This is a genomic window from Yinghuangia sp. YIM S09857, from assembly GCF_051388915.1.
Taxonomy (GTDB): Bacteria; Actinomycetota; Actinomycetes; order Streptomycetales; family Streptomycetaceae; genus Yinghuangia.
The window spans coordinates 294,082-319,654 of record NZ_JBPKBH010000002.1 but is presented as its reverse complement, the minus strand read 5'-3'; the positions used below and the strand labels follow the sequence as shown (position 1 = coordinate 319,654).

23 protein-coding genes are annotated in these 25,573 nt (G+C 72.6%); 15 read left to right on the top strand and 8 right to left on the bottom strand.

The genetic code is table 11. From position 1 onward, the window contains the following. The first annotated feature begins 47 nt into the window (after positions 1-47). The 6 genes from ACRX5S_RS04650 to ACRX5S_RS04625 all read left to right on the top strand — a co-directional run bounded on the left by ACRX5S_RS04650 (position 48) and on the right by ACRX5S_RS04625 (position 5,234). On the top strand, positions 48-581 hold the full coding sequence (locus tag ACRX5S_RS04650; RefSeq protein WP_436771439.1) for an ArsR/SmtB family transcription factor: 534 nt from the start codon (positions 48-50) through the stop codon (positions 579-581). A 261-nt stretch (positions 582-842) separates the two neighbouring features. Next, the gene (locus ACRX5S_RS04645) at positions 843-1,076 is read left to right on the top strand and encodes a hypothetical protein (RefSeq protein ID WP_436771438.1); all 234 of its coding nucleotides are present in this window, start codon (positions 843-845) and stop codon (positions 1,074-1,076) included. A 94-nt stretch (positions 1,077-1,170) separates the two neighbouring features. Next, positions 1,171-2,427, top strand: a complete 1,257-nt coding sequence (locus ACRX5S_RS04640) for an FxsB family cyclophane-forming radical SAM/SPASM peptide maturase (RefSeq protein WP_436771437.1) — start codon at positions 1,171-1,173, stop codon at positions 2,425-2,427. Continuing rightward, complete coding sequence (locus ACRX5S_RS04635) at positions 2,412-3,320, top strand: aminoglycoside N(3)-acetyltransferase (protein WP_436771436.1); 909 nt, start codon at positions 2,412-2,414, stop codon at positions 3,318-3,320. Before ACRX5S_RS04640 ends, ACRX5S_RS04635 begins: the two co-directional genes overlap by 16 nt. Before the next feature lie 143 nt (positions 3,321-3,463). After that, on the top strand, positions 3,464-4,438 hold the full coding sequence (locus tag ACRX5S_RS04630; protein WP_436771435.1) for an aldo/keto reductase: 975 nt from the start codon (positions 3,464-3,466) through the stop codon (positions 4,436-4,438). 157 nt (positions 4,439-4,595) lie between these two features. After that, complete coding sequence (locus tag ACRX5S_RS04625) at positions 4,596-5,234, top strand: carbonic anhydrase (RefSeq protein WP_436771434.1); 639 nt, start codon at positions 4,596-4,598, stop codon at positions 5,232-5,234. Positions 5,235-5,566: 332 nt separating this feature from the next. On the opposite strand, the gene ACRX5S_RS04620 is transcribed toward ACRX5S_RS04625, so the two are convergent. Then, a complete protein-coding gene (locus ACRX5S_RS04620; protein WP_436771433.1) occupies positions 5,567-5,842 on the bottom strand; it encodes a hypothetical protein in 276 nt (91 codons plus the stop codon). A gap of 139 nt (positions 5,843-5,981) precedes the next feature. After that, the gene (locus ACRX5S_RS04615) at positions 5,982-7,178 is read right to left on the bottom strand and encodes a cytochrome P450 family protein (RefSeq protein WP_436771432.1); all 1,197 of its coding nucleotides are present in this window, start codon (positions 7,176-7,178) and stop codon (positions 5,982-5,984) included. 266 nt (positions 7,179-7,444) lie between these two features. Here ACRX5S_RS04615 and ACRX5S_RS04610 point away from each other — a divergent pair, with 266 nt between their 5' ends. Beyond that, complete coding sequence (locus ACRX5S_RS04610) at positions 7,445-7,996, top strand: 2'-5' RNA ligase family protein (RefSeq protein WP_436771431.1); 552 nt, start codon at positions 7,445-7,447, stop codon at positions 7,994-7,996. A 24-nt stretch (positions 7,997-8,020) separates the two neighbouring features. Here ACRX5S_RS04610 and ACRX5S_RS04605 read toward each other — a convergent pair whose 3' ends face one another. Further along, on the bottom strand, positions 8,021-8,740 hold the full coding sequence (locus tag ACRX5S_RS04605) for a TSUP family transporter (RefSeq protein ID WP_436771430.1): 720 nt from the start codon (positions 8,738-8,740) through the stop codon (positions 8,021-8,023). 1,976 nt (positions 8,741-10,716) lie between these two features. Continuing rightward, on the bottom strand, positions 10,717-12,189 hold the full coding sequence (locus ACRX5S_RS04600) for a PLP-dependent aminotransferase family protein (protein ID WP_436771429.1): 1,473 nt from the start codon (positions 12,187-12,189) through the stop codon (positions 10,717-10,719). 299 nt (positions 12,190-12,488) lie between these two features. Between ACRX5S_RS04600 and ACRX5S_RS04595 the strand changes: the two genes are divergently transcribed. From ACRX5S_RS04595 to ACRX5S_RS04580, 4 genes are all read left to right on the top strand, one after another. After that, a complete protein-coding gene (locus ACRX5S_RS04595; RefSeq protein WP_436771428.1) occupies positions 12,489-14,105 on the top strand; it encodes an amidohydrolase in 1,617 nt (538 codons plus the stop codon). Between the two features lie 173 nt (positions 14,106-14,278). Beyond that, positions 14,279-14,596 (top strand): hypothetical protein, encoded by a 318-nt coding sequence (locus ACRX5S_RS04590; RefSeq protein ID WP_436771427.1) that lies wholly within the window; start codon positions 14,279-14,281, stop codon positions 14,594-14,596. After that, the gene (locus ACRX5S_RS04585) at positions 14,593-15,066 is read left to right on the top strand and encodes a MerR family transcriptional regulator (RefSeq protein ID WP_436771426.1); all 474 of its coding nucleotides are present in this window, start codon (positions 14,593-14,595) and stop codon (positions 15,064-15,066) included. The genes ACRX5S_RS04590 and ACRX5S_RS04585 overlap by 4 nt, the downstream gene beginning before the upstream one ends. 37 nt (positions 15,067-15,103) lie before the next feature. After that, positions 15,104-15,439, top strand: coding sequence for a YnfA family protein (locus tag ACRX5S_RS04580; protein WP_436771425.1), 336 nt, complete (start codon positions 15,104-15,106; stop codon positions 15,437-15,439). A gap of 557 nt (positions 15,440-15,996) precedes the next feature. Here the strand turns inward: ACRX5S_RS04580 and ACRX5S_RS04575 are convergent. Then, entirely contained in the window at positions 15,997-16,740 is a 744-nt protein-coding gene (locus tag ACRX5S_RS04575) for a PaaI family thioesterase (protein WP_436771424.1), read from the bottom strand. Between the two features lie 310 nt (positions 16,741-17,050). Next, a complete protein-coding gene (locus ACRX5S_RS04570; protein WP_436771423.1) occupies positions 17,051-17,422 on the bottom strand; it encodes a MarR family winged helix-turn-helix transcriptional regulator in 372 nt (123 codons plus the stop codon). Positions 17,423-17,523: 101 nt separating this feature from the next. On the opposite strand from ACRX5S_RS04570, the gene ACRX5S_RS04565 reads away from it, so the two are divergent. Further along, entirely contained in the window at positions 17,524-18,990 is a 1,467-nt protein-coding gene (locus tag ACRX5S_RS04565) for an MFS transporter (RefSeq protein ID WP_436771422.1), read from the top strand. A gap of 19 nt (positions 18,991-19,009) precedes the next feature. Here the strand turns inward: ACRX5S_RS04565 and ACRX5S_RS04560 are convergent, their stop codons facing one another. Together ACRX5S_RS04560 and ACRX5S_RS04555 are read right to left on the bottom strand one after the other, a co-directional pair. Next, complete coding sequence (locus tag ACRX5S_RS04560; protein WP_436771421.1) at positions 19,010-19,660, bottom strand: TetR/AcrR family transcriptional regulator; 651 nt, start codon at positions 19,658-19,660, stop codon at positions 19,010-19,012. A gap of 32 nt (positions 19,661-19,692) precedes the next feature. After that, positions 19,693-20,886, bottom strand: coding sequence for an amidohydrolase family protein (locus tag ACRX5S_RS04555; protein ID WP_436771420.1), 1,194 nt, complete (start codon positions 20,884-20,886; stop codon positions 19,693-19,695). Between the two features lie 242 nt (positions 20,887-21,128). On the opposite strand from ACRX5S_RS04555, the gene ACRX5S_RS04550 reads away from it, so the two are divergent. The 3 genes from ACRX5S_RS04550 to ACRX5S_RS04540 all read left to right on the top strand — a co-directional run bounded on the left by ACRX5S_RS04550 (position 21,129) and on the right by ACRX5S_RS04540 (position 25,524). Beyond that, entirely contained in the window at positions 21,129-22,859 is a 1,731-nt protein-coding gene (locus tag ACRX5S_RS04550; RefSeq protein ID WP_436771419.1) for a class I adenylate-forming enzyme family protein, read from the top strand. A gap of 33 nt (positions 22,860-22,892) precedes the next feature. Further along, the gene (locus ACRX5S_RS04545; RefSeq protein ID WP_436771418.1) at positions 22,893-23,756 is read left to right on the top strand and encodes an amidohydrolase family protein; all 864 of its coding nucleotides are present in this window, start codon (positions 22,893-22,895) and stop codon (positions 23,754-23,756) included. Positions 23,757-23,925: 169 nt separating this feature from the next. After that, positions 23,926-25,524 carry an ABC transporter substrate-binding protein gene (locus tag ACRX5S_RS04540; protein ID WP_436771417.1) on the top strand — a complete coding sequence of 533 codons (1,599 nt, stop codon included), beginning with the start codon at positions 23,926-23,928 and terminating at the stop codon, positions 25,522-25,524. Positions 25,525-25,573: the final 49 nt, after the last annotated feature.

The following is a 25,573-nucleotide window of genomic DNA, read 5'->3' as shown; positions in this document are numbered from 1 at the left end:
CGCCCTGCGGCGGCCTGCCGCCGCGCGCGTGGTATTTACTGGCGGCCGTGACCACCACGGACCCGGTTCTGCGCGCACTCGCCCATCCGACGCGGCTGCGCATGATGTCGCTGATGTGGGCGACCCCGCTCTCCGCCGCCGAACTCGCCCGCGAACTGCACGTGTCCCAAGCCCTGGCCAGCCACCACCTGCGCACCCTGGACGCCGCGGGCCTCGTCGAACTCACCGGGACCCGCAACCGCCGCGGGGGTCTGGAGCGCCGCTATCGGGCGGTACGCGGCACCCCGCTCTCCGACAGTGGGACCGACACCGCCGCAGAGGGCGGTACCGCGCTGCTCGCCGAGACCCTGGCGCAGAACCTCCGCGCCCGCGCGTCCCGCCGCGCCCCGGCCGGGCCCGGCGTCACCGCGGACGTCGAGGTGTGGCTGACCCCCGAGGACTGGGACGACCTGCGCGAGCGCACGGCCGATCTCGTCATGCGCCTGCACGAGGCGGGAAAGGCCCCGCACACCGACGGAACCGTGCCCGTCGGCGGCACGGTGATGGTCTTTCCGCTGCGGGACGAATCCGCGGATTCGTAACCGGAGCCCCCTTGCGCCTGGGCGGTTAGCAACTGCCCGAGCCTCTTCGGGTTTCAATAAGTCCGGTGTCCCTGAAGGGAATTGAGCCAATCGGGCGGTGGTTCCCGGAGCACATCGGGCCGTGACTCTGTCCCTGCCGCGCGGCGAAGTATCCGCTGTACGCGGCGAATCGCCGTGACCGCGTGTCCTCGCGTTCCGCGGATTACCGTGCGAACGCCGGTGCTTGCCGAAAGCACCGATACGCGGAACGAGGAGTCACATATGTCGTACGCCGTACCGGTCATGGACCGGACCGAGGCCCGCCCTGCCGTCCTCGCCGACTCGCCGCTGGGCCGTGCCCTGCGCCAGGCGGGCGCCGGCGTCGCCGGAAGCGGCTTCAACAGCTACGTCGGCGGCTTCAACAGCCACGTGTCGGGCGGCTTCAACAGTTTCGTCTCCGGTGGCTTCAACAGCTATGTGGCCGGCGGTTTCAACAGCTACGTCGGCAAGAGCTGACCACAAGCGCCAGCACGGGCGGGGCGTGGGCAGAGCCTTCCACGCCCCGCAACCCTCGGCAGCCGGACGAATGCGCCGGGAAAGGAGTTCCCGGGTGGAGCCTCTGCCCACTCCGGTGCGGAAACAGCCGGATGCCGAATGGCCGTCCAACCTTGCGTCCCATCGGACGTTCGGGGCGCTGTGGCAGCCGGTTCCGCTGCGGCACTTTGTCGTCAAGGTGCACAGCCGCTGCAATCTCTCCTGCGACTACTGCTACCTGTACGAGATGGCCGACCAGTCGTGGCGCGACGCGAGCAAGGCCATGGCGCCTGCCGTCGCCGACCGCACCGCCGTCCGGATCGCCGAACACGCCCGCGAACACCGGCTGGACGCGGTCACCGTCATCGTGCACGGCGGCGAGCCGATGCTCGCCGGGATGGCGCTGATCACCCGCCTGGCCGAGGCGGTGCGGCGCGAAGTCCCGGAGTACACCCGGGTGTCGCTGGCGATCCAGACCAACGGCCTGCTCCTGGACGACGCGAGCCTGGACGCCCTGTACGCGCTCGGCATCTCGGTCGGGGTCAGCATCGACGGCGGCGAGGCCGCGAACGACAGACACCGCCGGTTCGCCGACGGCCGCGGCAGCCACGCCCGCGTCGCGGCGGCCATCGAACGGCTCCGGGACCCTTCCCGGCCGGGCCTCTACGGCGGCCTGCTCTGCACGATCGACGTGGAGAACGACCCGGTCGAGGTCTACGAGGCCCTGCTTTCGCACGCCCCGCCCGCGATGGACTTCCTGCTTCCGCACGGGAGTTGGGACACACCGCCGCCGACGCGCGAGGCCGGGGCGCCGGAGACCCCGTACGGGGACTGGCTGGCCGCGGCGTTCGACCGCTGGTACGGCGTGGAGCGCGCGGAGACCAGCGTCCGCCTGTTCGAGGACACGCTCGCGCTGCTGCTCGGCGGCCCGAGCAGTTCCGAGCAACTCGGACCCGGGCCCGCGACCGTCGTCGTGGTCGACACCGACGGCATGATCGAGCAGGTCGACACGCTCAAGTCGACGTACGACGGGGCCGCCGTCACGGGAATGTCGGTACACACCCACACGTTCGACGACGCGCTGCGCCACCCGTCCCTGGCCGCACGGCAGTTGGGGGTCGCCGGACTCGGCGCGACCTGCCGTGCCTGCCGGGTGCGCGACGTCTGCGGCGGCGGATACTTCACCCACCGCTACCGCGCGGGCGCGGGCTTCGGCGGGCCGTCCGTCTACTGCCCGGATCTGATCCGTTTCATCGAGCACGTCCGCGGCCGGGTGGCCGCGGACCTGGGCAACACGCACGACCTGGAGGGTGTGGGGTGGGTTCGTCGCTAGGCGGTGACGCGGACGTGCGGCTGGCGGAGGCGGTGAACGGGCCGCCCGTCACCGCGGGACCGCCGCCGAAAGCTGACGGCAAGCCCTGGAACGTGGGCGAAATCGTCGGCGCGCTGCGGGAGATCGGGGTGTGCCCCGGCGATGTCCTGATGGTGCACAGCACGTTGCGCGGCATCGGCCCCGTGGACGGCGGCGCGCAGGGCGTTTTGCGGGCGCTACTCGACGCGGTCGGTCCGGCCGGGACGCTGGTGATGCCGGCGTACACCGAGGAGAACTCGGACACTTCGTGGGCCTTCCAGCGGGCCACGCAGGGGCTCAGCGAGGCGGAGACCGAGGCGTACAAGCGGCAGATGCCGCCGTTCGACCCGATGTGGACGCGGTCGTCGCCGACGATGGGCGCGCTGCCGGAGCTGTTGCGGCGTACACCCGGCTCGGTGCGCAGTTGGCACCCGCAGTCGTCCTTCGTCGCGATGGGGCTGCTGGCGGACGGCATCGTCCGGCACCACAACCCGGCCACGCACTTCGGCGAACAGTCGCCGCTGGCACGGCTCTACTCGCTGCCGGACGCGAAGGTGCTGATGCTCGGCACCGCGTTCTCGACGTTCAGCGCCTTCCACCTGGCGGAGTACCTCCAACCGGAGCTGGCCACCCGGAAGTACCGCTGCGTGATCCAGGACGGGCTGGGGCGGCCGATGTGGTTCGAGTACGAGGACGTCGTCCTGGACCTGCGGGACTTCGACCTGATCGGCGCGGCGCTGCGGGAGAACATCGCGGTGGGCGAGGGGTTCGTCGGGTCGGCGCCGTCGCTGCTGGTGCCGCTGTTCCCGGCGGTGGCCTTCGGCGCCGACTGGATGGCACGCCACCGGGCGGACGGGCAGGCGGTACTGGCCTGATCGCGCGATACCCGTCACGGCGCCGTCGTCCCGGCACCGCGCGGCCCGGTGACAGCCGCCTCGTCACCAACCCCGGCGGTGGGCACCCGGCCACGCCGCCCATGAGCCCGCGACCGCGGCCGATCACCCTCTAGGGTGGTCGGATGAAGTACGCGAAGCTCGGCAACACCGGCCTGGACGTGTCCGCGATCTGCATCGGCTGCATGAGTTTCGGCACGCCCGCCCGCGGCACGCACAACTGGACCCTGGACGAGGACGCCGCGCGCCCGCTGATCCGCCAAGCCGTCGAGGCGGGCGTCAACTTCTTCGACACCGCCAACATCTACTCCGACGGCACCAGCGAGGAGATCACCGGCCGGGCGCTCAAGGACTTCGCCCGACGCGACGAGGTCGTCATCGCGACCAAGGTGCACGGCCCGATGCGCGGCGGCCCCAACGCGGCCGGGCTGTCCCGCAAGGCGATCATGACCGAGATCGACAACAGCCTGCGGCGACTGGGCACGGACCACGTGGACCTGTACCAGATCCACCGCTGGGACCGGCGTACCCCGATCGAGGAGACGTTGGAGGCGCTGCACGACGTCGTCAAGGCCGGGAAGGCGCGGTACATCGGCGCCTCGTCGATGTTCGCGTGGCAGTTCTCGAAGGCCCAGTACACCGCCGAGCGCCACGGCTGGACGAAGTTCGTCGCCATGCAGAACCACTACAACCTGCTGCACCGCGAGGAGGAGCGCGAGATGCTCCCGCTCTGCGCGGACCAGGGTGTGGGCGTCCTGCCGTGGAGCCCGCTCGCGCGCGGCCGCCTGGCCCGCCCGTGGGGCACCACGACCGAGCGCAGCGGCACCGACGCGTACGGGCGCACGCTGTACGCCGACGACGCGGCCCGGCCGATCGTCGAGGAGGTCGCCCGGATCGCGGCGGAGCGCGGCGAGTCCCCGGCCCGGATCGCCCTCGCGTGGCTGCTGCGCAACCCGGTAGTCGCGGCGCCGATCGTGGGCGTCGGCAAGCCGGACCATCTCGCGGATGCGCTGGGCTCCCTGTCGGTCGAACTGTCGGACGACGAGGCGGCGCGGCTGGAGGCGCCGTACACGCCGCAGCCGGTGGTGGGGTTCGGGTGAGCGGGGAGGGCCGAGCCCCGACCGCCGAGTGCCGCGCATAGGCGGCCGACCGCGAACGGCCCGGCGCCGCGGCCCGGCACCCCTACCACATCCACTTCGCGCCGCCTTTGGGCGGGTCACCGCGCGCGAAGATCGCACTCCTCGTACGCTCCCTCCCATGGCCACCCCGACGTCGCCCGCCGCGCTCACGCCCGCCGAGATCCTGGACCTGCTGCTCGCCGGCAACCGCCGATTTGTGGACGGCATTCCGGACCACCCCAACCAGGACGCCACCCGCCGTGCCCACCTGACGCCCGGCCAGACTCCGTACGCGGTGCTGCTGGGCTGCTCCGACTCCCGCCTGGCCGCCGAGATCATCTTCGACCGCGGCCTCGGCGACCTGTTCGTGGTCCGCACCGCCGGGCACGTGCTCGGCCCCGAGGTGCTGGGCAGCATCGAGTACGGCACGGACATCCTCGGCTGCCGCCTGGTCGTCGTCCTCGGCCACGACTCCTGCGGTGCCGTCGCGGCCGCCCGGCTCGCGGTCAACGAGGGCCTGCCGACCACCGGCTACGTCCGCGACGTCGTCGAGCGCGTGACGCCCAGCGTGCTCGCCGCCCGCGCCGCCGGACTGGAGCGCGACGGCGACATCATCGACGAGCACGTGCGGCACACCGTCGACGTCCTGCTGGACCGCTCCCGGCTGCTCGCGGACCTCGTCGCGTCGGGGCACTCCGCAGTCGTCGGACTGTCGTACCAGCTCGCCGAGGGCACCGCCCGCATCGTCACCACGCGCGGTGTGCCCAGCCCGGCCTGACCGCCTGCCCTGCCGACCTGACACCACGCCACCCGGCTTGTGCGGTCGGGTGGTTCGGGCGACTGACGCCCGGTGGAGCGCGCATTCCCGAGCGCTCGCCGGGCGTCCGGCGTTTTGGCGGCAGGTGCGCCCGGAGCCTTGCAGCGGCGTCCTGTCGATCGGGTGCGCACCGGTCAACTCATCTGCTGACGCGGCAGGTTCGCCGGTGTCGGCGGCATCGATCCTGGTGCGCGATGCGTCTCCGTCGCGGCTCGCTCGGTTCCTCGGGGAAACTCCCAGACAAGTCGGTTTGGTCGCAGCGCCATTGCCCAGGCGTGTGGGCGCGGATGCGACTACACGCTCAGGTTCGGGTGCCGTACGCGCTTCAGGGCGCTGTAGTCCTCGCCCGGAAGCTGTCGGAAACTCCCTGGGGGCAGCGTCAGTTGCTCGTCCCAAGGGACGACCTCGTGTCCGTCGTCCGACCAGCGCGGAAGCTCGACCACCGCGTACCAGCGGCCGTTGGCACGCTGTTCCAGACGCACTATGGGGAGTTCGACGTCCTGGCGCGCGCCGCGGAACCGCACCGCGACCCTCGGCCGGTGCTCACCCTGTCCACCAGACGTGCCCATGTGTCAATAGTGACGCGGGAGTTGGCCTGATGTCACTGGGTAGCGGAACGCCGGTTTCCGGGCGCCCAGCGGATTTGTCGATCTTGTGGCGGTGTGTCGGGGCCTTTTGGCGCCGGTCGGAGCGGGGGCCGGCGTCCGGTCAGGTCCCGAGCAGTGCGCGCAGCGACGCGAGCCCGCGGACGCGCGGCGAGGGCTGCCACCGCGGTGGACTCCCGGGATCCAGGCGGGCGTTCGGGAACCGGTCGAGGAACACGCCGAGTGCGATCTGCGCTTCCAGACGCGCGAGCGGCGCCCCGATGCAGTAGTGGACGCCCTGACCGAAGCCCAAGTGGCGCGCCAGATCCGGCCGTCCCGGGTCCACCGCGTCGGGTGCGGTGAAGCGCCGCGGATCGCGGTTGGCGGACGCGAGCGACAGCAACACGGTCTCGCCCGCCGGGATCGGCACTCCGCCGACGTCGATGTCCTCGACCGGGAAACGGCGGATGGCCAGCAGCGCGGGCGACTCGTGGCGCGCGACCTCCTCGACGAGCGACGCGGTCGCCTCGGGGTCCGCGGCGGTGCCGCCGGGCTGGCGCACGCTCCGCAGCAGTTCCGGATCGGACAGCACCGCGTGCAGGCAACTCGCCATCAGGTTCGCGGAGTTCTCGAAGCCGGCGAAGAGGAGGAGGAACGCCAGCGAGGTGAGCTCGTCCTCGGTGAGCCGGTCGTCGTCGGCGTCGCGGGCGGCGACGAGCGCCGAGAGCACGTCGGCTCCGGGCGTAGCGCGCTTGTCGGCGATCAGCCCGGTGAAGAAGCGCAGCATCTCGCCGACGATCTCGCGCATGCCCTCGCGGGTCGCGCCCGCGCCGAGCAGGCCGGTCGTCCAGGCTCGGAAGCGGTGGCGGGACTCCTCGGGTACACCGAGGAGTTCGGAGATGACGAGGACCGAGAAGGGCGTCGCGAAGTCGGCGACGAGGTCTACGCTGCCTGCCGCGGCCAGCTCGTCGGCGAGCCGGCGGGCGGCAACCTCCAATGCGGGGCGCATCCCGGCGACGTGGCGCGTCCCGAAGGCCGGACCGGCCAGCCGCCGCAGCCTCGTGTGCTGCGGGGCGTCCATGTTGAGCAGATTCGCGTCCAGCGCGGGCGGCAGCTCGAACCCGCGGTAGCCGCCGTCGGGCTTCGCGTGCCGCTTGGAGAGGGACAGGCGGGGGTCGGCGAGCAGGGGCGCGACGTCCTCATACCGTGTGACCAGCCACGCACTGCTGCCGTCCGGGGCGACGATCTTGTGCGCGGGCCCGGCTTCGCGCAACTGCGCACCGATCGCGTGCGGCTGCTCGGACATAGCCTGCGGGTCCACTCGGCCATCTCCTCTTGCCACTGGTCTTGCCACTTGCGAGCGTTCGCCCTGCGCGTGCGGTGCCGCCGTCCGGCACGAGCCTATGCGAAGCGGTGACCCGCGTGTTCCGCTCGCGCGCGTGATCCGGACAGTACGCGCGGTCGCGGTGGTCGATCTGGCAACGTCGGGGCGGCGCGCGCCGACGACCGCAACTCGCGAACGAAGCTGTCCGAAATCCGTCCATCAGGGTCCGCGAAGGGTCCGAGAACGAGGGGACGCCGCATCCCGTGCCCTACGGCATCATTCTGCTGCCCGACGAAGCCGCCAACTCCGCGCTGAGCGCGTACGCGGAACGGCTGACCGCCGGAGTGCCCGCCATCATGCGCATCGGGGAGGCCAACCTGCCGCACGTCACGCTGGCGCATGTCGACGCGACGGGCGAGCAGGCCGCCGAGCTGTGGGCGCGCTGTGCGGAGTCGCTGCCCGCGAGGATCGAAGTGAAATTCTCCGGGCTCCAGTTCGGTACGTTCCCGGTGGGCGACCGCTACCTGCCGCAGGGCGGTGTGTACGTCGGCCTGGAGGCGCTGCGGCGCACCGTCCTGGAGGCCGCGCACCGCTGCGTCGCGGACCACGCGCACGACCTCGGGCTGCCGGTGGTGAGCGGCGCGGGCGAGGACTTCCGCCCCCACGTGACGCTGGCCGCCCTGGAAACCGCCGCGCGCGTCTCGGCGCCGCTGCCGCCGGGCGAGTTGTTGGCCGTCACCGCTATGCGGCCGGCCTGGGGCGAGATGGGACGGTACGGCACCTTCTCGCACATCGAGGCCGTCGCCGTTCCCTGACCGTCCCCTGACCATGCCGTGCTGTCACGCCGCGACCGCCTTGGCGGTGACGACCACCGCCGAGGCGAACGCGACGGCGAGGACGGCTTGTCCGACCGTCCGACCGCTGAGGCGGCTGCCGAGGCGTCCGCCGAGCACGGCACCGGTGAGCCCGGCGGGGAGGAGGACGGCGGCGTGTATGGCGTCCGCCCGACCGAACTTGCCTGCGGCACCCAGTAGTACGAGCGTGACGACCGCGGTCACCGCGAAGTACGCCGAGAGGTTGGCGCGTAACCGAGGGGCCTCGGACGGACGGTAGACCAGCGAGACCGGCGGCCCCGGCGCGGCGATCAGCGTGCCGAGGAACCCGGACAGCCCGCCCGCGGCGGAGAGCGTGAAAGGGGTCGCGGGAATGCGCGCACCACACCACGCCGCAATCACGGCGGCCCCGATCACCACGCCGGTGACCAGCGCGATCGGCGTGGCGTCCAGCACCGAGAGCGCCCACACGCCGACGACCATCCCGGGCACACTCGCCACCGCGGCCCCCCGCAGATCCCGCACGACCAGCGCCCCGCGCTCCCGCCACGCGCCGACCCCGCAGATCACCACTGTGAGCGCCAACACCGGCCCGGGAACGAACTCCCGGTCGAGCAACGCCAAAAGCGGCGCACTGATCAACCCGAACCCGGCCCCGGTCCCCGCCTGCACCACGGCGGCCGCCACCACGACTCCGACCGCCACCGCGAGTTCACCCCCGCCCATCAAAACCCGAACCGCAATGAGGACCGAACCGCACCGCAGGAACATGCACACATAACCCCGAGGTTGCTGCCCCAACTGGCCCCAGTAAAGATCCAGAGATCGCCCGGTCAATGGATCCAGATAGCGAGGAGTTGGACTGCGCGTCCGTTGATCGCACCTGGTGGGTCGGGTAGACCGCGGAGGGCCCGTGCCCCGCCTCGTGCCGCGCACCCCGCACCCCGCCTCGTGCCGCGCAGCCCGCACCCCGCCTCGTGCCGCGCACCCCGCCGCGCACCCCGCACCCCGCCTCGTGCCGCGCACCCCGCCGCGCAGCCCGCACCCCGCCTCGTGCCGCGCACCCCGCCGCGCACCCCGCACCCCGCCTCGTGCCGCGCACCCCGCCGCGCAGCCCGCACCCCGCCTCGTGCCGCGCACCCCGCCGCGCACCCCGCACCCCGCCTCGTGCCGCGCACCCCGCCGCGCAGCCCGCACCCCGCCTCGTGCCGCGCACCCCGCCGCGCACCCCGCACCCCGCCTCGTGCCGCGCACCCCGCCGCGCAGCCCGCACCCCGCCTCGTGCCGCGCACCCCGCCGCGCACCCCGCACCCCGCCTCGTGCCGCGCACCCCGCCGCGCAGCCCGCACCCCGCCTCGTGCCGCGCACCCCGCCGCGCACCCCGCACCCCGCCTCGTGCCGCGCACCCCGCCGCGCAGCCCGCACCCCGCCTCGTGCCGCGCACCCCGCCGCGCACCCCGCACCCCGCCTCGTGCCGCGCACCCCGCCGCGCAGCCCGCACCCCGCCTCGTGCCGCGCACCCCGCCGCGCACCCCGCACCCCGCCTCGTGCCGCGCACCCCGCCGCGCAGCCCGCACCCCGCCTCGTGCCGCGCACCCCGCCGCGCACCCCGCACCCCGCCTCGTGCCGCGCACCCCGCCGCGCAGCCCGCACCCCGCCTCGTGCCGCGCACCCCGCCGCGCACCCCGCACCCCGCCTCGTGCCGCGCACCCCGCCGCGCAGCCCGCACCCCGCCTCGTGCCGCGCACCCCGCCGCGCACCCCGCACCCCGCCTCGTGCCGCGCACCCCGCACCCCGCCTCGCGCCGCGCACCCCGCCTCGCGCCGCGCACCCCGCCTCGCGCCGCGCACCCCGCCTCGCGCCGCGCGCCCCGCCTCGCGCCGCGCGCCCCGCCTCGCGCCGCGCGCCCCGCCTCGCGCCGCGCGCCCCGCCTCGCGCCGCGCGCCCCGCCTCGCGCCGCGCGCCCCGCCTCGCGCCGCGCGCCCCGCCTCGCGCCGCGCGCCCCGCCTCGCGCCGCGCGCCCCGCCTCGCGCCGCGCGCCCCGCCTCGCGCCGCGCGCCCCGCCTCGCGCCGCGCGCCCCGCCTCGCGCCGCGCGCCCCGCCTCGCGCCGCGCGCCCCGCCTCGCGCCGCGCGCCCCGCCTCGCGCCGCGCGCCCCGCCTCGCGCCGCGCGCCCCGCCTCGCGCCGCGCGCCCCGCCTCGCGCCGCGCGCCCCGCCTCGCGCCGCGCGCCCCGCCTCGCGCCGCGCACCCCGCCTCGCGCCGCGCACCCCGCGCCGCGCACCCCGCGCCGCGCACCCCGCGCAGGGCACCGCGCCGCGGGTGCGGACGTGGCGAGCGGTCCCGCAGGCATCCTCGGTCCGCCGCGTTCGACCGGGATCCCGCGCCCGTGCACGATTAGCCGGCCGTTACGGTGACACGGAGTCCTCCTGCGGGTGCTTTCCCAGCCACCTCCACCACACCGGAGGTCTTCGTCATGATCAAGACCAGCCACCGTCAACAACGCCCGTGATCAATACGCCTAGTGCGGTGGGCACAAACGTTTGCCGGTTCTCGTTGTTCGGTGCCGTGCATCGCCAGGCGCAGGCCCGAAGCTCGTATTCGGTCGTGCTCGTACGCCGGGCCTGGCGGCCCTCCTTCGCCCGCACCGCCGCGAGGCGTGGTGCAGGGCGGCGAGAACCGGTGAAGGTCTGTGGTCACCGCACTAGCGGCCCGCCAGGAGGGCCTTCGCTTCCGCGGCCAACGCGGCTATTCCTGGCGGGATTTCCTCGGCGCGGATGGCGGTGAAGCCGAGGCGAACGGTGTTGTGCGGAGCCTGGGGGGACAAAAACGACGACTCCCCGGTTTCCAGCAGGATTCCGGCGGCTGCCGCTCGGCCGGCCAGGAGGCGGGTGTCCAGGGCCGCGGGGGCGCGGAGCCAGAGGCTCACGCCGCCGGCGGCCGAGTCGTAGTGCCAGCCGGGAAGGTGGAGGTCGACGGCCTGGCGCGCGGTGAGCCAGCGGTCGCGGAGCAGGGCCCGCAGGGTGCGGACCCAGCGGCGGTACTCGCCGCTGCCGATCAGCAGGGCCAGCGCGCGCTGGAGGTGGCCCGGCGGGTGCCGGACCATGTAGCGCCGCAGGTCGCGCAGGTACGCGATCAGCTCAGGCTCGCCGACCAGGTAGCCCAGGCGCAGCCCGGGGGCGAGGAATTTTGCGAAGCTGCCCAGGTAGACGACGGACGTCGGATCGGCGGAGGCGAGCGCGGGGGTGCTGCGTCCGACATACCGCAGTTCGCCGTCGTAGTCGTCCTCGACGACCGGGAACCCCCGCGCGGTGGCGAGGTCGAGCAGGCGGCCGCGGCGCGGTGCCGACAGGGTGGCGTTCGTCGGGTACTGGTGACTCGGCGTCACGACGGCCATGGTGACGTCGTCCGGCCACGGGTCCACGACGACACCCCAGCGGTCCACCGGCAGCCCGACCAGCTCCGCCCCCGCACGGGCCAGGATGTGCCGCGCGTCCGGGTAGCCCGGGTCCTCGACGGCGACGCGTGCGCCCGGCGTGACCAGCGCGGTCGCCAGCAGGTGCATGCCCTGCTGGGAGCCGCTGGTGACGAGGATGCGTTCGGGCGTGGCGGCGATTCCTCGCGCGGGCAGGACGTCCCGGCACAGCGCCCGGAGCAGCATCGGGTCGTCCGCGTCCTGGCTGTCCTGGAGGCTGGCCGCGCGGTGCTCGCCGGTCAGCGCCGTCCGCAGGCAGCGCAGCCAGGCCGCCGCCGGGAACGTCTCGAACGGCAGGTGCCCGTTGACGAAGCGGTAGCGGTACCGCTGCCAGTCGGCGGGCTTGGCGATGTGCGGGTACGCGTCGAGGGGCGGCCGGGCGGTCAGCTCCCGCAGCCATGCGGGACGCGGACCGGGCGCCACGCCTGCCGCACCCGCGTCCCCGGAGTGCGCGAGGCGCGCGACCAGCTCGGGGTTGACCACCATGCCCGACCGCGGCTCCGCAGTCACATAGCCGTCCGCGACCAGCTCCTGGTACGCCAGATTGACCGTGTTGCGGCTCACCCCCAGCGACGCCGCGAGCTCGCGCGAGGACGGCAGGCGCCGCGCGCCGAAGTCGCCGGCGGAAATGGCGTTCTGCAACTGCCGGCGGACCTGGCGGTACAGCGGCTCGGGCGAGTCGTGGTCGAGCGGAAGGTACACGCCGCCGATCGTGCCCGGTCCCGTGCCGCATCGGGACGGGTCGTGGCCGGGCTCACACCGACCGGACCGCCCGGGCGCCCGTTGCGTCCGCCATCTGGCACCGTCAACACGCGCGGATGTGGTCCTTGTCCCGGGTCCAGAACGCCTGCCACCGTGATCGTTCTCAACCCCGGTGACGAGGAAGACCACTCCCATGAATGCTGCGCGCACGGCGTACGGAACGCCGCCCGGCCCGCACACCCCGGCGCCGCCACGCCGCCCGCGGGCCTCGGCCGCCCGCCCCACCGAGGAGGCCACCCTTGCCGCGCACTGAAGCAGATCTCGTCTTCCTCGGCGGTTCCGTGGTCACGGTCGACGCCGCCCGGCCGGAAGCCGAGGCCCTCGCCGTACGCGACGGCCGCATCACCGCGGTCGGCGACGCGCACGACGTACGGCCCATGGTCGGCCCCCGCACCGAGGTGGTGGACCTCGCCGGAGGTTGCCTGCTCCCGGGCTTCGTCGAGGCACACGGCCACCCGGTCAGCCTCGGCTTCGGCACCGGCAGCCCGCTCCGCGACATCCGTCCCACGACGGTGCGCACCGCGGACGGCGTGATGGCGGTGCTCCGCGAGGCGGTCGCCGCGGAGCCCGAGCACGGCGCGTACCTCTTCGGCTGGGACGGCCTGCTCCAAAAGGGACTGGCGGAACCGACCCGCGCCTGGCTGGACGAACTCGCGCCCGACCGCCCGCTGGCCGTCGTCACCAACTCCGCACACGCCGTCTACGCGAACTCCGAGGCCCTGCGCCGCGCCGGTATCACGCGCGACACGCCCGACCCCGTCGGCGCGCACTTCGTCCGCGACGCCGAGGGGGAGCCGACCGGCAAGGGACTCGAAGGCGGCGCGCTGGCGGCCGTCATCGGCCCGGCCCTCGCCCGGCGACCGTCCGGGCCGGAGACTCTGCGCGCGAACCTCGCCGACCTGAACCGCGTGGGCGTGACAACCGTCGGCGAACTGGCCTTCCACGCGTCCCGGCGCCCGATGCTCGACGCGCTGCGCGACGAGGGCGGCCTGACCGCGCGCCTGCGGCTTTACGAGGCATCCGGCGCCGCGCTGTCCACCGACGTCCCGCTGCGCAACGGGGACGACATGGTGCGGCAGGTGGGCATCAAGACGTGGGCGGACGGGTCGCCGTGGAACGGGAACATCGCCACGTCGTTCCCGTACCTGGACACGCACGCCACGCGCGTCGTCCTCGGGCTGCCGTGCTCGCACCACGGCGGGACCAACTACGACCGGGAGGCGTACCGCGCCATCGCCGAGGCGTACTTCGTGCAGGGCTGGCAACTCGCCTGCCACACGCAGGGCGACGTCACCACCGACATGGTCCTCGACGTGTGGGAGGAACTCCTCACCCGCCACCCGGACATGACGGACCGTCGGCTGCGGCTGGAGCACTGCGGCGCCATGACGCCCCAACAGTACGGGCGCGCGGCGCGCCTCGGGGTCACGTGCAGCCTCTTCATGGCCCATGTGCGGTACTGGGGCGAGGTGTTGGTGGACGACCTGTTCGGGCCGCGCGGTGCGGAATGGGTGGCAGCGCGCTCCGCGCTGGACGCGGGCGTGCGGATCTCCCTGCACAACGACGGCACCGTCACGCCGCCGGACCCGCTCGGCAACATCATGACCGCGGTGACGCGCCGCACCGAAAGCGGCCGCACCCTCGCACCGCAGGAGGCCATCACCGTCGAACAGGCCCTGCGCGCGCAGACGTTGGACGCCGCCTGGCAGATGCACGCGGACGACGTCATCGGCTCGCTCACCCCGGGCAAGTACGCCGACCTCGTCGTCCTCTCGGCCGACCCGCGCCGGGTCGCACCGGAGGAGATCGGCGGGATCGACGTGCGGGCGACGTATCTCGCGGGGACGCGCGTCTGAGACGGCGGACGGGCGCGGGCCGGGGGAGCGTGCCGTCGGCCGCCCGCGCACGGACACGGCGTCGGCCGTCCCGTCGGTCGTGCCTCCCGAGGGTTGCATCCGGTACCCAGGTACAGGTTTACCGTCGAAGCACGGCCCCATCGGGGCGTACGACGACGGAAGGGAGCGCGGCCGTGACCTGGGTGCCGCAGTCCTGCACGCTGCCCACCGCGGAGCAGCCGCTGCGCATTGCCGAGTTCGACGCGTTGTTCGCCGGCGCGCTGCGGGCGGTGGAGCGGCCCGCGCCGACCAGCGTCAGGCTGGTCCTGGACCGGGCCGCCGATGCGGTCGCCCGGGAGTTGGCCGACCGCGAGGCGGGCTGCTGCTCGTTCTTCACCTTCGTCTTCGACCACGACGCGGCCGGACGCCTGCTCATGGACATCGCCGTACCCGAAGCGCACGCAGACGTTCTGGAAGCCCTCGCCGACCGCGCGAGAGGGGCCCAGAAGTGACCGTCGTGACCACCGGGGCAAGCGGGTCAAGCGCGTCCGGCGGGCCGACCGGCCTGCGTTCGGGAGAACTGGCGGAGGCGGCCGGAGTCAACCCCCAGACCCTCCGCTACTACGAGCGTCGCGGCCTGCTGGCCGCGCCGGACCGCACCCTCGGCGGCCACCGCCTCTACCCGCCCGAGTCCGTGGCGCTCCTGCGCGTGATCAAGGCCGCGCAGCGCCTCGGCTTCACCTTGGACGAGGTCGCCGAGCTACTGGAGGCCGGAAGTCACCACCACGGCGCCGGCCCCCGAACCGCCGCCGGGCTCCAGAAGCGCGCGGCCGCCAAACTCGCCGAGATCGACGCGCGCATTGCCGACCTGCACACCATCCGCACCGCCCTGGTCGACGCCGTGGACGCCGGCTGCGACGACCTGACCGCCTGCGCGACCAGCCCCCACTGCCCCCTCCCCTTCGCCGACCTCGCCACGTGACGACGTTCCCGATCGGGGTCTCGGTACCCTCGCCGTCGTGACGATCTTGCGCTCCATCGCCCTGTTCCTCGCCGCCGCCGTCCTGGAGATCGGCGGCGCGTGGCTGGTCTGGCAGGGCACCCGCGAGCACCGCGGCTGGGCCTGGATCGGCGCGGGCGTCATCGCCCTCGGCGCGTACGGCTTCGTGGCCACCCTCCAGGACGACGCCAACTTCGGCCGCATCCTCGCCGCCTACGGCGGCGTCTTCGTCGCCGGATCCCTCGCCTGGGGCATGGCCCTCGACGGATACCGCCCCGACCGCTGGGACATCACCGGCGCCCTCATCTGCCTCGCAGGCGTGGCCGTCATCATGTACGCCCCCCGAGGCAACTGATCCCGAGACCCACCCTGCCGCCCCCGTACGAATACAGTCGGCACTTCTCAGGCTCAACTCTCGGGGGGCAAGCCGTGGACGAGACGGCCGAACATGATGCGGACCGAGACGACGCGGACGATTCGCAGGGGCCCAGCCGGCCCGAAAGGGCCGCCGACAAGCGCCGCCCGCACGGGCGTTGGACCACGAGGTCCTGCCCGGCTACGGCAGCAGGATGTACGGGACTCCGCGCAGCCCGTGGCCCGTGCAAGCGTTTGCCGGTGCCAAGCGTTGGCTGTGCGGCGGCCTCACATGGCAGGACCTCTGGCAATCACCCTCGGAATACGAGGTCGCCATCGTCATGACACCCATGCGCCCGGGCGACCGCGACACCGTCGTGCGCGATCACACCCACCTCCGCGACCCCCTCATGATCTCCCGCATGAGCTTCACGCGGGCCACGCGCCCCGCCCCGTAGGGGCCGAGGCCCGCTTACCGCGGCCGTGCGGGGACTTCGGTTCGCGCGGATCCGCGCCGGCGGCCCTGCCCGGGAGACGTCCGACCGCCAGGGGGCCGGCTCAGTTCGCGGCGTTGTCCGGCTGCGGAAGGTCGGTGTCGCCGCGCCATCGGGCCTGCATGTCGCGAGGGGCCACGAAGACGCCGGTGGCTTCGGCGGTGATCCGGCCGTCGGCGACGATCTCGCCGGTGGCGAAGCTCTTGCGGCCGTCGCGGTGGGTCCATCGGGCCCGGACTTCGAGGGGCACGCCGTAGGGTGTCGCGTCGCGGTAGCGGACTTCGAGTCCTGCCGTGAAGCCGGGCCAGCCGGCCGCCGAGGTGGAGATGCCGAGGATGTGGTCGAGCAGGGTGGCCACGACGCCGCCGTGCGCGCGTCCGGGCGGGCCGCTGTGGGCGGCGGTCAGGGTGCAGTCGGCGACGACCTCCACCGACCGCGGTTCGGACCCGATGTCCACGGCGCCGAGGATGGGGCGGATGACCAGGCGCGGGGCCTGGGGGTTGAGCATGCCCGAGCCCGCCTGGGCGAGTTGGTCGATGCGGCCGTCGGGGGTCCGGGCGAACCGCACGGCCGAGTCGTGGGTGGCGCCCTTGAGCAGCGCGGTCGCCTGTTCCACCAGGAGCGCGGCGGCCGACCGCACGTCCGGGCCGACATCCGTGAGGACCGTGGACTCGACGAGGTCGCGGACCTTCTCGACCAGGTCGAAGGCCTCCTCGGGGACGGACGTGACGTCCGGGACGTCCCCCTCGATCAGGCTCTCGATGGCGGCGACGGCCACCGCGGCCGCGTCGGTAACCGGTTCGGCCATCGCGGTGCTCCTCGTTGTTCCGGCGCCCGCGTCCGGACGCCGCCGCAGATCCATGACTGTGACAAGTAAACCCCCGTGATCATACCGGCATGCCCCCGCACTTCGACGGCCCGGCGGGTGTCGGTTCGGCGGAACGAAACGGGCCCGGTGATCGTCCCCGGCATCCGGCGGGACGGACGCGCCGACTCTCCCGCCGCGGACGCGGACGGCGACGCCGGTGCCGGGGGAGGGCGCAGTCGCGTTCGCCTGGGCGGTCCGGCGGGGTCAGGAGCAGATGCGGAGCACACGGTGTCGGCGCCGGCGGTGCCTCCTATGAGGACAAGTGCCGCTTGAGTACGTCGAGTTGGGTGGCGCGGGCGGCGGAGTGGGCGGCCCGGCCGGCGTCCGTGGCGGTGACGAAGACGCCGCGGCGGTCCGTGTCGCACATCGCGCGTTCGACGAGGCCGCACTTCTCCATGCGCGAGACGGCCCGCGAGAGCGCGCTCTGGCTCAGGTGGAGGTCGCCGACGAGCTCCTGGGCGCGTGCCTTGCAGCCGGCGTCCACCAGGCGGTCGAGGACCTCGTACTCGCTCATCGTCATGCCGTGGTGGTGCTGGAGTGCGCGATCGAGCTCGTGGGCGACCCGGCTGTACTCGGACAGCAAGCTGCGCCACTGGTCGACCAGCACGGACTCCGTGTTCATGCGGCAACGGTAGCGTCGGCGGCGTCTATCATGCAAGGGAATCTTTTGCACTCGCATTTTATGCGTAGACATTCAATGCACGTGCATTTAAGTTGGACGTCATGTCCCCCTCAACCGAGACGATCGTGGGGCCGCACCCTCGCGAGAACCCCATTCCTCCCGCCACCCCGTCCGCCGCCGATCCGCGCTGGACCCCCCGACTGTGGGGCATCCTCGCCGTCCTGTGCCTGGTGCTCTTCCTCGACGGCCTCGACGTGTCGATGGTGGGTGTGGCCCTCCCGTCGATCGGCCACGAACTCGGCCTGTCCGCCACGTCGTTGCAATGGATCGTCAACGGTTACGTGCTCGGGTACGGCGGCCTGTTGATGCTCGGCGGGCGCACCGCGGACCTGCTGGGCCGCAGGCGCGTCTTCCTCGTCGCCCTCGCGGTGTTCGCCGCCGCGTCGCTGCTCGGCGGGATCGTCGACAGCGGCGGCATGCTGATCGCCACCCGCTTCGTCAAGGGTCTGGCCGCCGCCTTCACCGCCCCGACCGCGCTGTCCATCCTGACGACCACCTTCCCCGAAGGCCCCGCACGCAACAAGGCCCTGTCGGTCTTCTCCGTCTTCGGAGCAAGCGGCTACTCCTCCGGGCTGATCCTGGGCGGCCTGCTGACCAGCGTCGGATGGCGCTGGACCTTCCTGACCCCCGTCCCCCTGGCGATCCTCGCGCTGGTCGCGGGGTACTTCCTGATCCCGCGCGACCGCCCCGCCGACTCGGGCGGCCACGACCTCGTCGGCGCGGTGACACTCAGCGGCGGCATGCTCCTGGCCGTCTACACCGTGGTGTCCGCACCCGAACGGGGCTGGGGCGCGCCGCTGACCCTGGGCTCCATCCTGCTCGCCGCGATCCTGCTTCTCACGTTCGTCATCGTCGAGAAACGCGTCGCCCACCCGCTGGTCCGGTTCGGCATCCTCCGCGTCGGCACGGTCGTGCGCGCCAACCTCAGCATGGTCGCGCTCATGGGCTCCTACATGAGCTTCCAGTTCATGATGTCCCTGTACCTCCAGGACGGCCTCGGATGGTCGGCCCTGCGCATGGCGATGGCGCTTCTCCCGGCCGGCCTGGTGGTGGCTTTCGGGTCGCCGGTCATGGGGCGTCTGATCAACCGGTTCGGCACACCGCCGCTCCTGGTCGCGGCGATGGCATCGCTCAGCCTCGGGTACGTGTGGTTCCTCGCCACCGCCGGAACCACCCCGAACTACCTGGTCACCGTCCTGCCCGCCATGCTCCTTCTCGGCGGCGGATTCGCGTTCGGCTTCAGCTCGATCATGGCTCAGGCCACCGAGGGCATCGACGACTCCGAGCAGGGCCTCGCATCCGGCCTCGTGCAGACCTCCGGGCAGGTCGGCGCCGCCCTCGTGCTCGCCGTCGTCACCGCGGTGACCACGGGCGTCACGGCCGGGGACGCCGACTTCGGCTCGTTCCGTCCCGGTGCCAACCTGGTCACGGGCGTGGCCGTCGCGGGCCTCCTGGTCAACCTGCTGCCGCTGCTGGGTACCAGGCGTGGGGCGGCCGGGAAGTCCTGACGCGGCCCGGCACGCGGCGTCAGTCCGTTGCGGTGCCCGCCCCCGTCGCCGCTGCCAGGCGTTCGGGGGCGAGCACGTACTGCACTGTCGCCTCCACGCGTTCGAAGACGTCGGCGATCGTGCACCGGTCGGTCACCCACGTCGTCAACGCGTGCATCAGCACCGACTCGACGGCGTTCCGGGCGATCGCGCGCGGTCGGTCGGGGACGTCGGCGAGGAGGCGTTCCATGACCGCGCTGTTGTTGCGCGAGATCTCCCGCATCGCCTCGCTCGCGAACGGGTCGGTGGAGGTGTAGATCCGCACCATCAGACCCGCGAAGTGCGCGTGCCGCTGGAAGCCGCGGATCTCGCGGTTGGTGTAGTCGAGGACGCGCTCGACGACGGGTACCGCGGGCACGCCGCGCCGGTCGAAGTCGGCGAGCATCCGGTCGGTCAGCCGCCGCTGCCATTCCGACATCGCGACGGCGAGCAGGTGGTCCTTCGACGCGAAGTACCGGTACGCCGTGCCCAGCGCGACACCGGAACGGTCGGCGACGTCCTTCATCTGGAAGCTGTCCGCCCCGCTCTCCGCCACCAGGTCCACGACGGCCCGGGTCAGCCGCTCCCGACGGGCGAGCTGCCCGCCGGTCATGACCTCGACGGACAGCGGAGCTGAGGTGTTGGGGAGCATGGCGGAAGCCTATCGACGCGCCGGTCCCGACCTCAGGCCGAACGCCGTACGCTCAGCGCCGCGCCGTTGTCGCGCATGACCAGGCGGCACTCCGCGTCCGAGAACCCCGCGCGGTGCAGGTCGCGGACGAACGCCGCCGGCTCCGCGAGGCCCTCGGCGTGCGGGAAGTCCGAGCCCATCAGGATGCGTTCGGGTCCGATCAGCGTACGTAGCCCGGCCAGCGCGTCCTCGTAGAACGGTGCGACCCACACATGCCGCCGGAAGGTGTCGCGCGGGTCCTCCGACCACATCTGCGGCGTCTGCCCGTACGACTTGGTCAGCTTCTCGAACAGGTGGAACACCCAGTCGGAGCCGGTCTCGATCGCCGCGATCCGCAGGTTCGGGAACCGGTCGAAGAGCCCGTGCGCGAGCAGGCTGGCGAAAGTGTCCTGCACCGGATTGGCGGACACCAGGCGGCGGAACGGGTGCACGCGGAACGCCTCGACCTCGGCCGGCTCCCCCCAGTCCGCGAGGTACTTCGTGTAGTGCGACTCACCGCCGTGGTAGACCACGGTCAGCCCGGCCTCGTTGACGCGCGCCCAGAAGCCGTCGAACGCCGGGTCCGCGGGCGCGCGCCGCCCGGACTCCGTGGTGACGGGCCCGCCCACCATCACGAGCACACGCGCGTCGCGTCCGATCGCCCACTCGACCTCGCGCACCGCCTCGTCGGGGTCGGACAACGTGATGTACGGCGCGGCGAAGATCCGCTCGCGGTACGCGAACCCCCAGTCCTCGTCGAGCCACCGGTTGAACGCCCGGAACGCCGCCACCGCCGCCGGGATGTCGTGCACCAGCGCCTGCTCCATGCCGACGCCCAGCGTCGGCAGGAACACCGCGCCTTCGACCCCCTGGTCGTCCATCACCGCCAGCCGCGCGTCGCGGTCGCGGTACGCCGGCGAGATCGGCTCCAGTTCGCCGAACAACTCGGAGGTGTCCAGCCCCTTCGGGTTCCGCCCACGGAAGTACTCGTCGAGCGCACCGGGCTTGGACACCGGGTCGAAGGTGGGGTTGGGGATGTACCGGTTGAGCTTGCCGCCCACGAGCAGCCGCCGCCGTCCTTTGATCTCGACCCACTGCATCGCGCGCCGTGCGAAGCGGCGGTCGATGTGGCGGGTGAAGGCGTCCTCGGCCTCGTAGTAGTGGTTGTCGCAGTCGAAGCAGCGGAAGTCGAGGGCGGTAGCGGCCACGGGGCACTCCATCGTTCGGCAGGCAGGTCGAGCGTGCGAGCAGAGACTAGAAGGCCATTCTAAATTTTTCCAGAGCTGTCCGGTCGATCTCGTGCCAGGGCTGAACAAGGCACGGAACAACCTCATGACGACGTGGCGGTGTTGCCTCTTGTGAGATCTGAAATTGTGTTCTAGTTTCGCCCGGCATCGGCACCCGCCGCCGACGACCTTCCCGACCGACCGCCCGCACAGGGGGTGCCGCAGTGTCGAAGCCGCGTTCCGCATCCGTCCTCGCCTGGGGCCGGGACGGCGTTCCGCCCGCCGCCCTCGCCGCGCTCACCGGTGCGGGCATGCCGTTCGAGACCGCGGTCGAAGACGTGCTCGGGTCGCCGGCCGAGGTGTTCGTACGCCGCCACACCGATCTCCCCGCGATGCTCGCCCACGCCGCGCACCGGCGGCCGGACCAGCCGTTCCTGGTGTTTCCCGGGCGCACGACGAGCTACCGCGAGGCGTTGCGCCTGATCAGCGCGCGAGCCTCGCTGCTCGCGGACGTGTACGGCGTGCGCAAGGGCGACCGTGTCGCGTTGGCCGGCGCCAACAGCCTCGAACACGTGCTGGCGTACTGGGCGGTGCTCGAACTCGGCGCGATCGCGGTCGGCCTCAACGGCTGGTGGGCGGGGCCCGAACTCGCGTACGGCACGCGCCTGACCGAGCCCCGTGTCGTGCTCGCCGACGCGAAACGCGTGGACATCCTGCGGGCGCAGCGCGTGTCCGCGATCGACTTCCAGGCCTTCGCCGACGCCGCCGACGCCGCCGACGCCGCCGACGCCCGCCGCGCGGCGACTGCCGAGCCGGAACTCCCGCGCGTGTCCCTCGCGGAGGACGACCCCGCGGTCATCCTGTTCACCAGCGGCACCACCGGCCGCCCCAAGGGGGCCGTGATCTCGCACCGCAACATCGTCTACTTCGCGCAGGCGTGGGCCCTGCACAGCGCGACGGCGGCGGCACGGGCACGGGCGGAGGCGGCGCCCGCCCCGGCCGACCGGCCCGGCGACCACGAGCCCGCCGCCCGTACTCCAGTGGCTCTCGTGACGTCCCCCTTCTTCCACGTCTCGGGGGCCGCGAACATCCTGGCGACCGGCCCGTTCAACGCGGGCACCGCGATCTTCCCGCCGCCGGGCCGCTGGGACGAGGGCGTCCACCTGGACTTGATGGCCCGGCACCGCATCACCCGGTGGAGCGGCGTCCCCGCGCAGTACTGGCGGCTCCTCCGCCACCCGCGCTTCGGTGCGTTCGACCTCTCCGCGGTGACGGCCCTCGGATGCGGGGGCGCCAACCTCGCTCCCGAACTCCTCCGCCTCATCCGTGGCGGTTTCCCCAACGCCCAGGTCAGCAACGGCTACGGCATGACGGAGACCTTCGGCGCGGGCACCGTCCTGGCCGGCGTCGACGGTGCGACGTCGTCGGTCGGCACCCCGATTCCGCTCACGCGCGTCCGGATCCGCGCCGCGGACGGCGGTGAGGCCGCCGACGGAGAGGTGGGGGAGATCCACCTGCAAGGCCCCGGAGTCTTCCTCGGCTACTGGGCCGACCCGGCCGCGACCGAGGCCGTGATCGACGATGAACGCTGGTACCGCACCGGCGACTTCGGGCGGATCGAGGACGGCATGCTGCACCTGGAGAGCCGTATGCGCGACCTCATCATCCGCGGCGGCGAGAACATCTATCCCGTCGAGATCGAGAACCGCCTCGTCGAACACCCGCACATCGCGGACGCCGCGGTCGTGGGTGTCGACCACACCGTCCTCGGCCACGAGGTCAAGGCCGTCGTCGTGCCCGTCCGCGGTGCCGCACTCACCGCGGACGCGGTCCGCGGGTGGGTCGCGGAAGCCCTCGCCGCCTTCAAGGTCCCGGCGTACGTCGAGTTCCGCACCGAACTCCCGTACTCCGACACCGGCAAGGTCCTCAAGCGCCTCCTCGAAACCGGCGGCTGACCGCGCCGGCACCAACCACGTTCGGAGCAACTCATGGGCTTCCCCGTCGGACAACCCGTGTTCGACACGATGATCGGCTTCCCGCAACCAGGCGACGCCCAGTACGACTTCATCCGCCGCCAGACCAAGGACCGCGAGTCGCGCGAGCAGATGCGCTTCCCGGCCGAGTACATGTTCAAGGACGTCCCGAGGGACCTGCCGGACGACGACCCGATCGCGGTCACGTTGGCCGAGATGGACCGCCACGGCATCGCCCAGGGCCTGGTCGGCCTCGGCACCGAGACCGCGCGGCGCGCCGTCGGGCTCCACCCGGAGCGCTTCGTCGGATGCAGCAGTCTCGACCCCAATCAGGGCATGGACGCGGTACGGCAACTTGTCGCGGAACACGAGAAGTTCGGCTCGCGGGCCGCGTCGCTGTTCCCGGCGGGTGCGTTCCCGCAGGTGCCGATCAACGACAAGAAGATGTACCCGATCTACGCCAAATGCGTCGAGCTCGGCATCCCGGTGTTCGTCTGCGCGGGTGTGCCGGGGCCTCGCCTGCCGATGGCCGCGCAGCACGTCGAACTGATCGACGAAGTCATGTACGACTTCCCCGAGTTGGTCCTCGTCACCCGACACGGCTGCGAGCCGTGGACCGAGCTGGCGGTCAAGCTCATGCTCAAGTGGCCCGGACTGCACTACTCCACCAGCGCGTTCGCCCCACGGCACTACCCCAGGGCGATCGTCGACTACGCCAACACCCGCGGCGCCGACAAGATCATCTACGCCGGGTACTTCCCCATGGGCCTGTCCCTCGACCGCATCTTCGGCGACCTGCCGCAGGTGCCCTTCAAGGACGAGGTATGGCCGCGGTTCCTGTACGGCAACGCCCGCCGTGTGCTCGGCCTCGCGGACTGACACCCACCCGACCCGGACTGACACCCACCCGACCCGGACTGACACCCACTCGATCCGGACTGACCCAGTCGACCCGGCCTGCTCCGACTCGGTTCCAGCCCTGCCCCGCCCCGCCCGTGCCCCAGTTCCCGTCCCAGCCCCGTGCACCACGCCAGGAGGAGACACCGTCATGCCCCTGAGACGTATTCCGGCCCGTCGGCGCGCGCCTGGCGCCCGCACTCGTACCCGTGGCGCGGCCGCCGCCTGCGCGGCACTGGCCATCGCCCTGACCGCGTGCGGCGGCTCCGACACGGCGAAGGCCCCGGCGGGCGCGACCCAGGAGGCCAAGGCCGGCGGCAGCCTCACCATGCTGGCGCTGAGCGACTCACGCGCTCTCGACCCGTTCACCGCGAGCGGCGTCGCCGTGGCCGACGAACCCCGGCTGGCCGCGCTGTACGACCCGCTGGTCTACCTCGATCCGACCGACGGCAGGGTGAAGCCGCACCTCGCCGAGAGCCTCACGACGGCTGACGGCGGTGCGACCTGGACGCTCAAGCTGCGTCCCGGCGTGCAGTTCTCCGACGGCACCGACTTCACCGCCGACGCGGTCAAGCTGACCTGGGAGACCCACGCCAAACCGGAAACGCGTTCGACCCAGACTTCGTACGCGACGGGTCTCACGCTCCGGGTCGCGGACCCGCTGACCCTGGAGATCACCCCGAAGTCCGCCAACCCGAACTTCGACCGTCTTGTGGCCGCCCGCCTCACCTACATCGCGGCACCGTCCGCGCTGGCCAAGGGCGTCGCCGAGGCGGGCACGAAGCCGGTGGGTGCCGGGCCGTTCGTCCTCCAGAGCTGGACGCGCGGCAGCGAGCAGGTGTTCGTGCGGAACCCGAACTACTGGCAGAAGGACAAGGGACTGCCGAAGCTCGACAAGCTGACGATCAAGGCGGTGCAGGACCGCGAGCAGCAGTACACGACCGTCAAGTCGGGCGGCGCGGACATGGTGCCCAGCTCGTACCCGGACTATCTCGACCGCGCGGCGAAGGAACTCCGGGTCACGCAGCTGAGTCTGATCGGCGGCCAGCACATCGCGTTCAACCTCCGCCGGGCGCCGTTCGACGACATCCGCGCGCGGCGCGCGCTGGCGCTGGCGCTCGACCCGGCCGAAGTGCCGAAGACGCTCGGCAACGGCTTCGTGCCGGCGAAGAACTTCTTCAACCACTCGTCGCCGTTCTTCGACCCGGCGGCGACGCAGGCGGCACAGAACAAGGAAGAAGCGCAGCGACTGTTCGACGAACTCGCCGCCGAGGGCAAGAAGGTCGACTTCACGTACACGATCTCGCAGACCGGCATCAAGGTCGCCGAGCTGATGAAGAGCCGCCTCGACCAGTACCGGAACGTGTCGGTGCGGATCGAGCCGCTGGACATCGCCGCGTTCGTCATGAAGTTCAACGTGCAGCGCAACTTCCAGGCGGGGCAGTACCAGTCGTGGCTGCCCGACCCCGAGCCGGAGATGTGGAGCCTCTTCCACTCGGCGAGCCCGCTCAACCAGAACGGGTGGAAGAACGCCCAGGCCGACAAGGCGCTCGACGACGCCCGTGCGAGCTCCGACCCGGCCGTGCGCAAGCAGGCGTACGCGACGCTCCAGAAGGCGATGGTCGAGGACCTGCCGGTGTGGGTGTACGCCGAGTCGTCCGTCGGGATCATCTACGCCGAGCGGGTGACAGGCGTTCAGCTGTACAACGCGGGAAGCCTGTTCATGGACCGCGTGGGGCTGAGCGGCTGACCTGTCGAGGCGCCGCCCACGGACCCGGCGCCCGGCGGCAGGTGGTGGC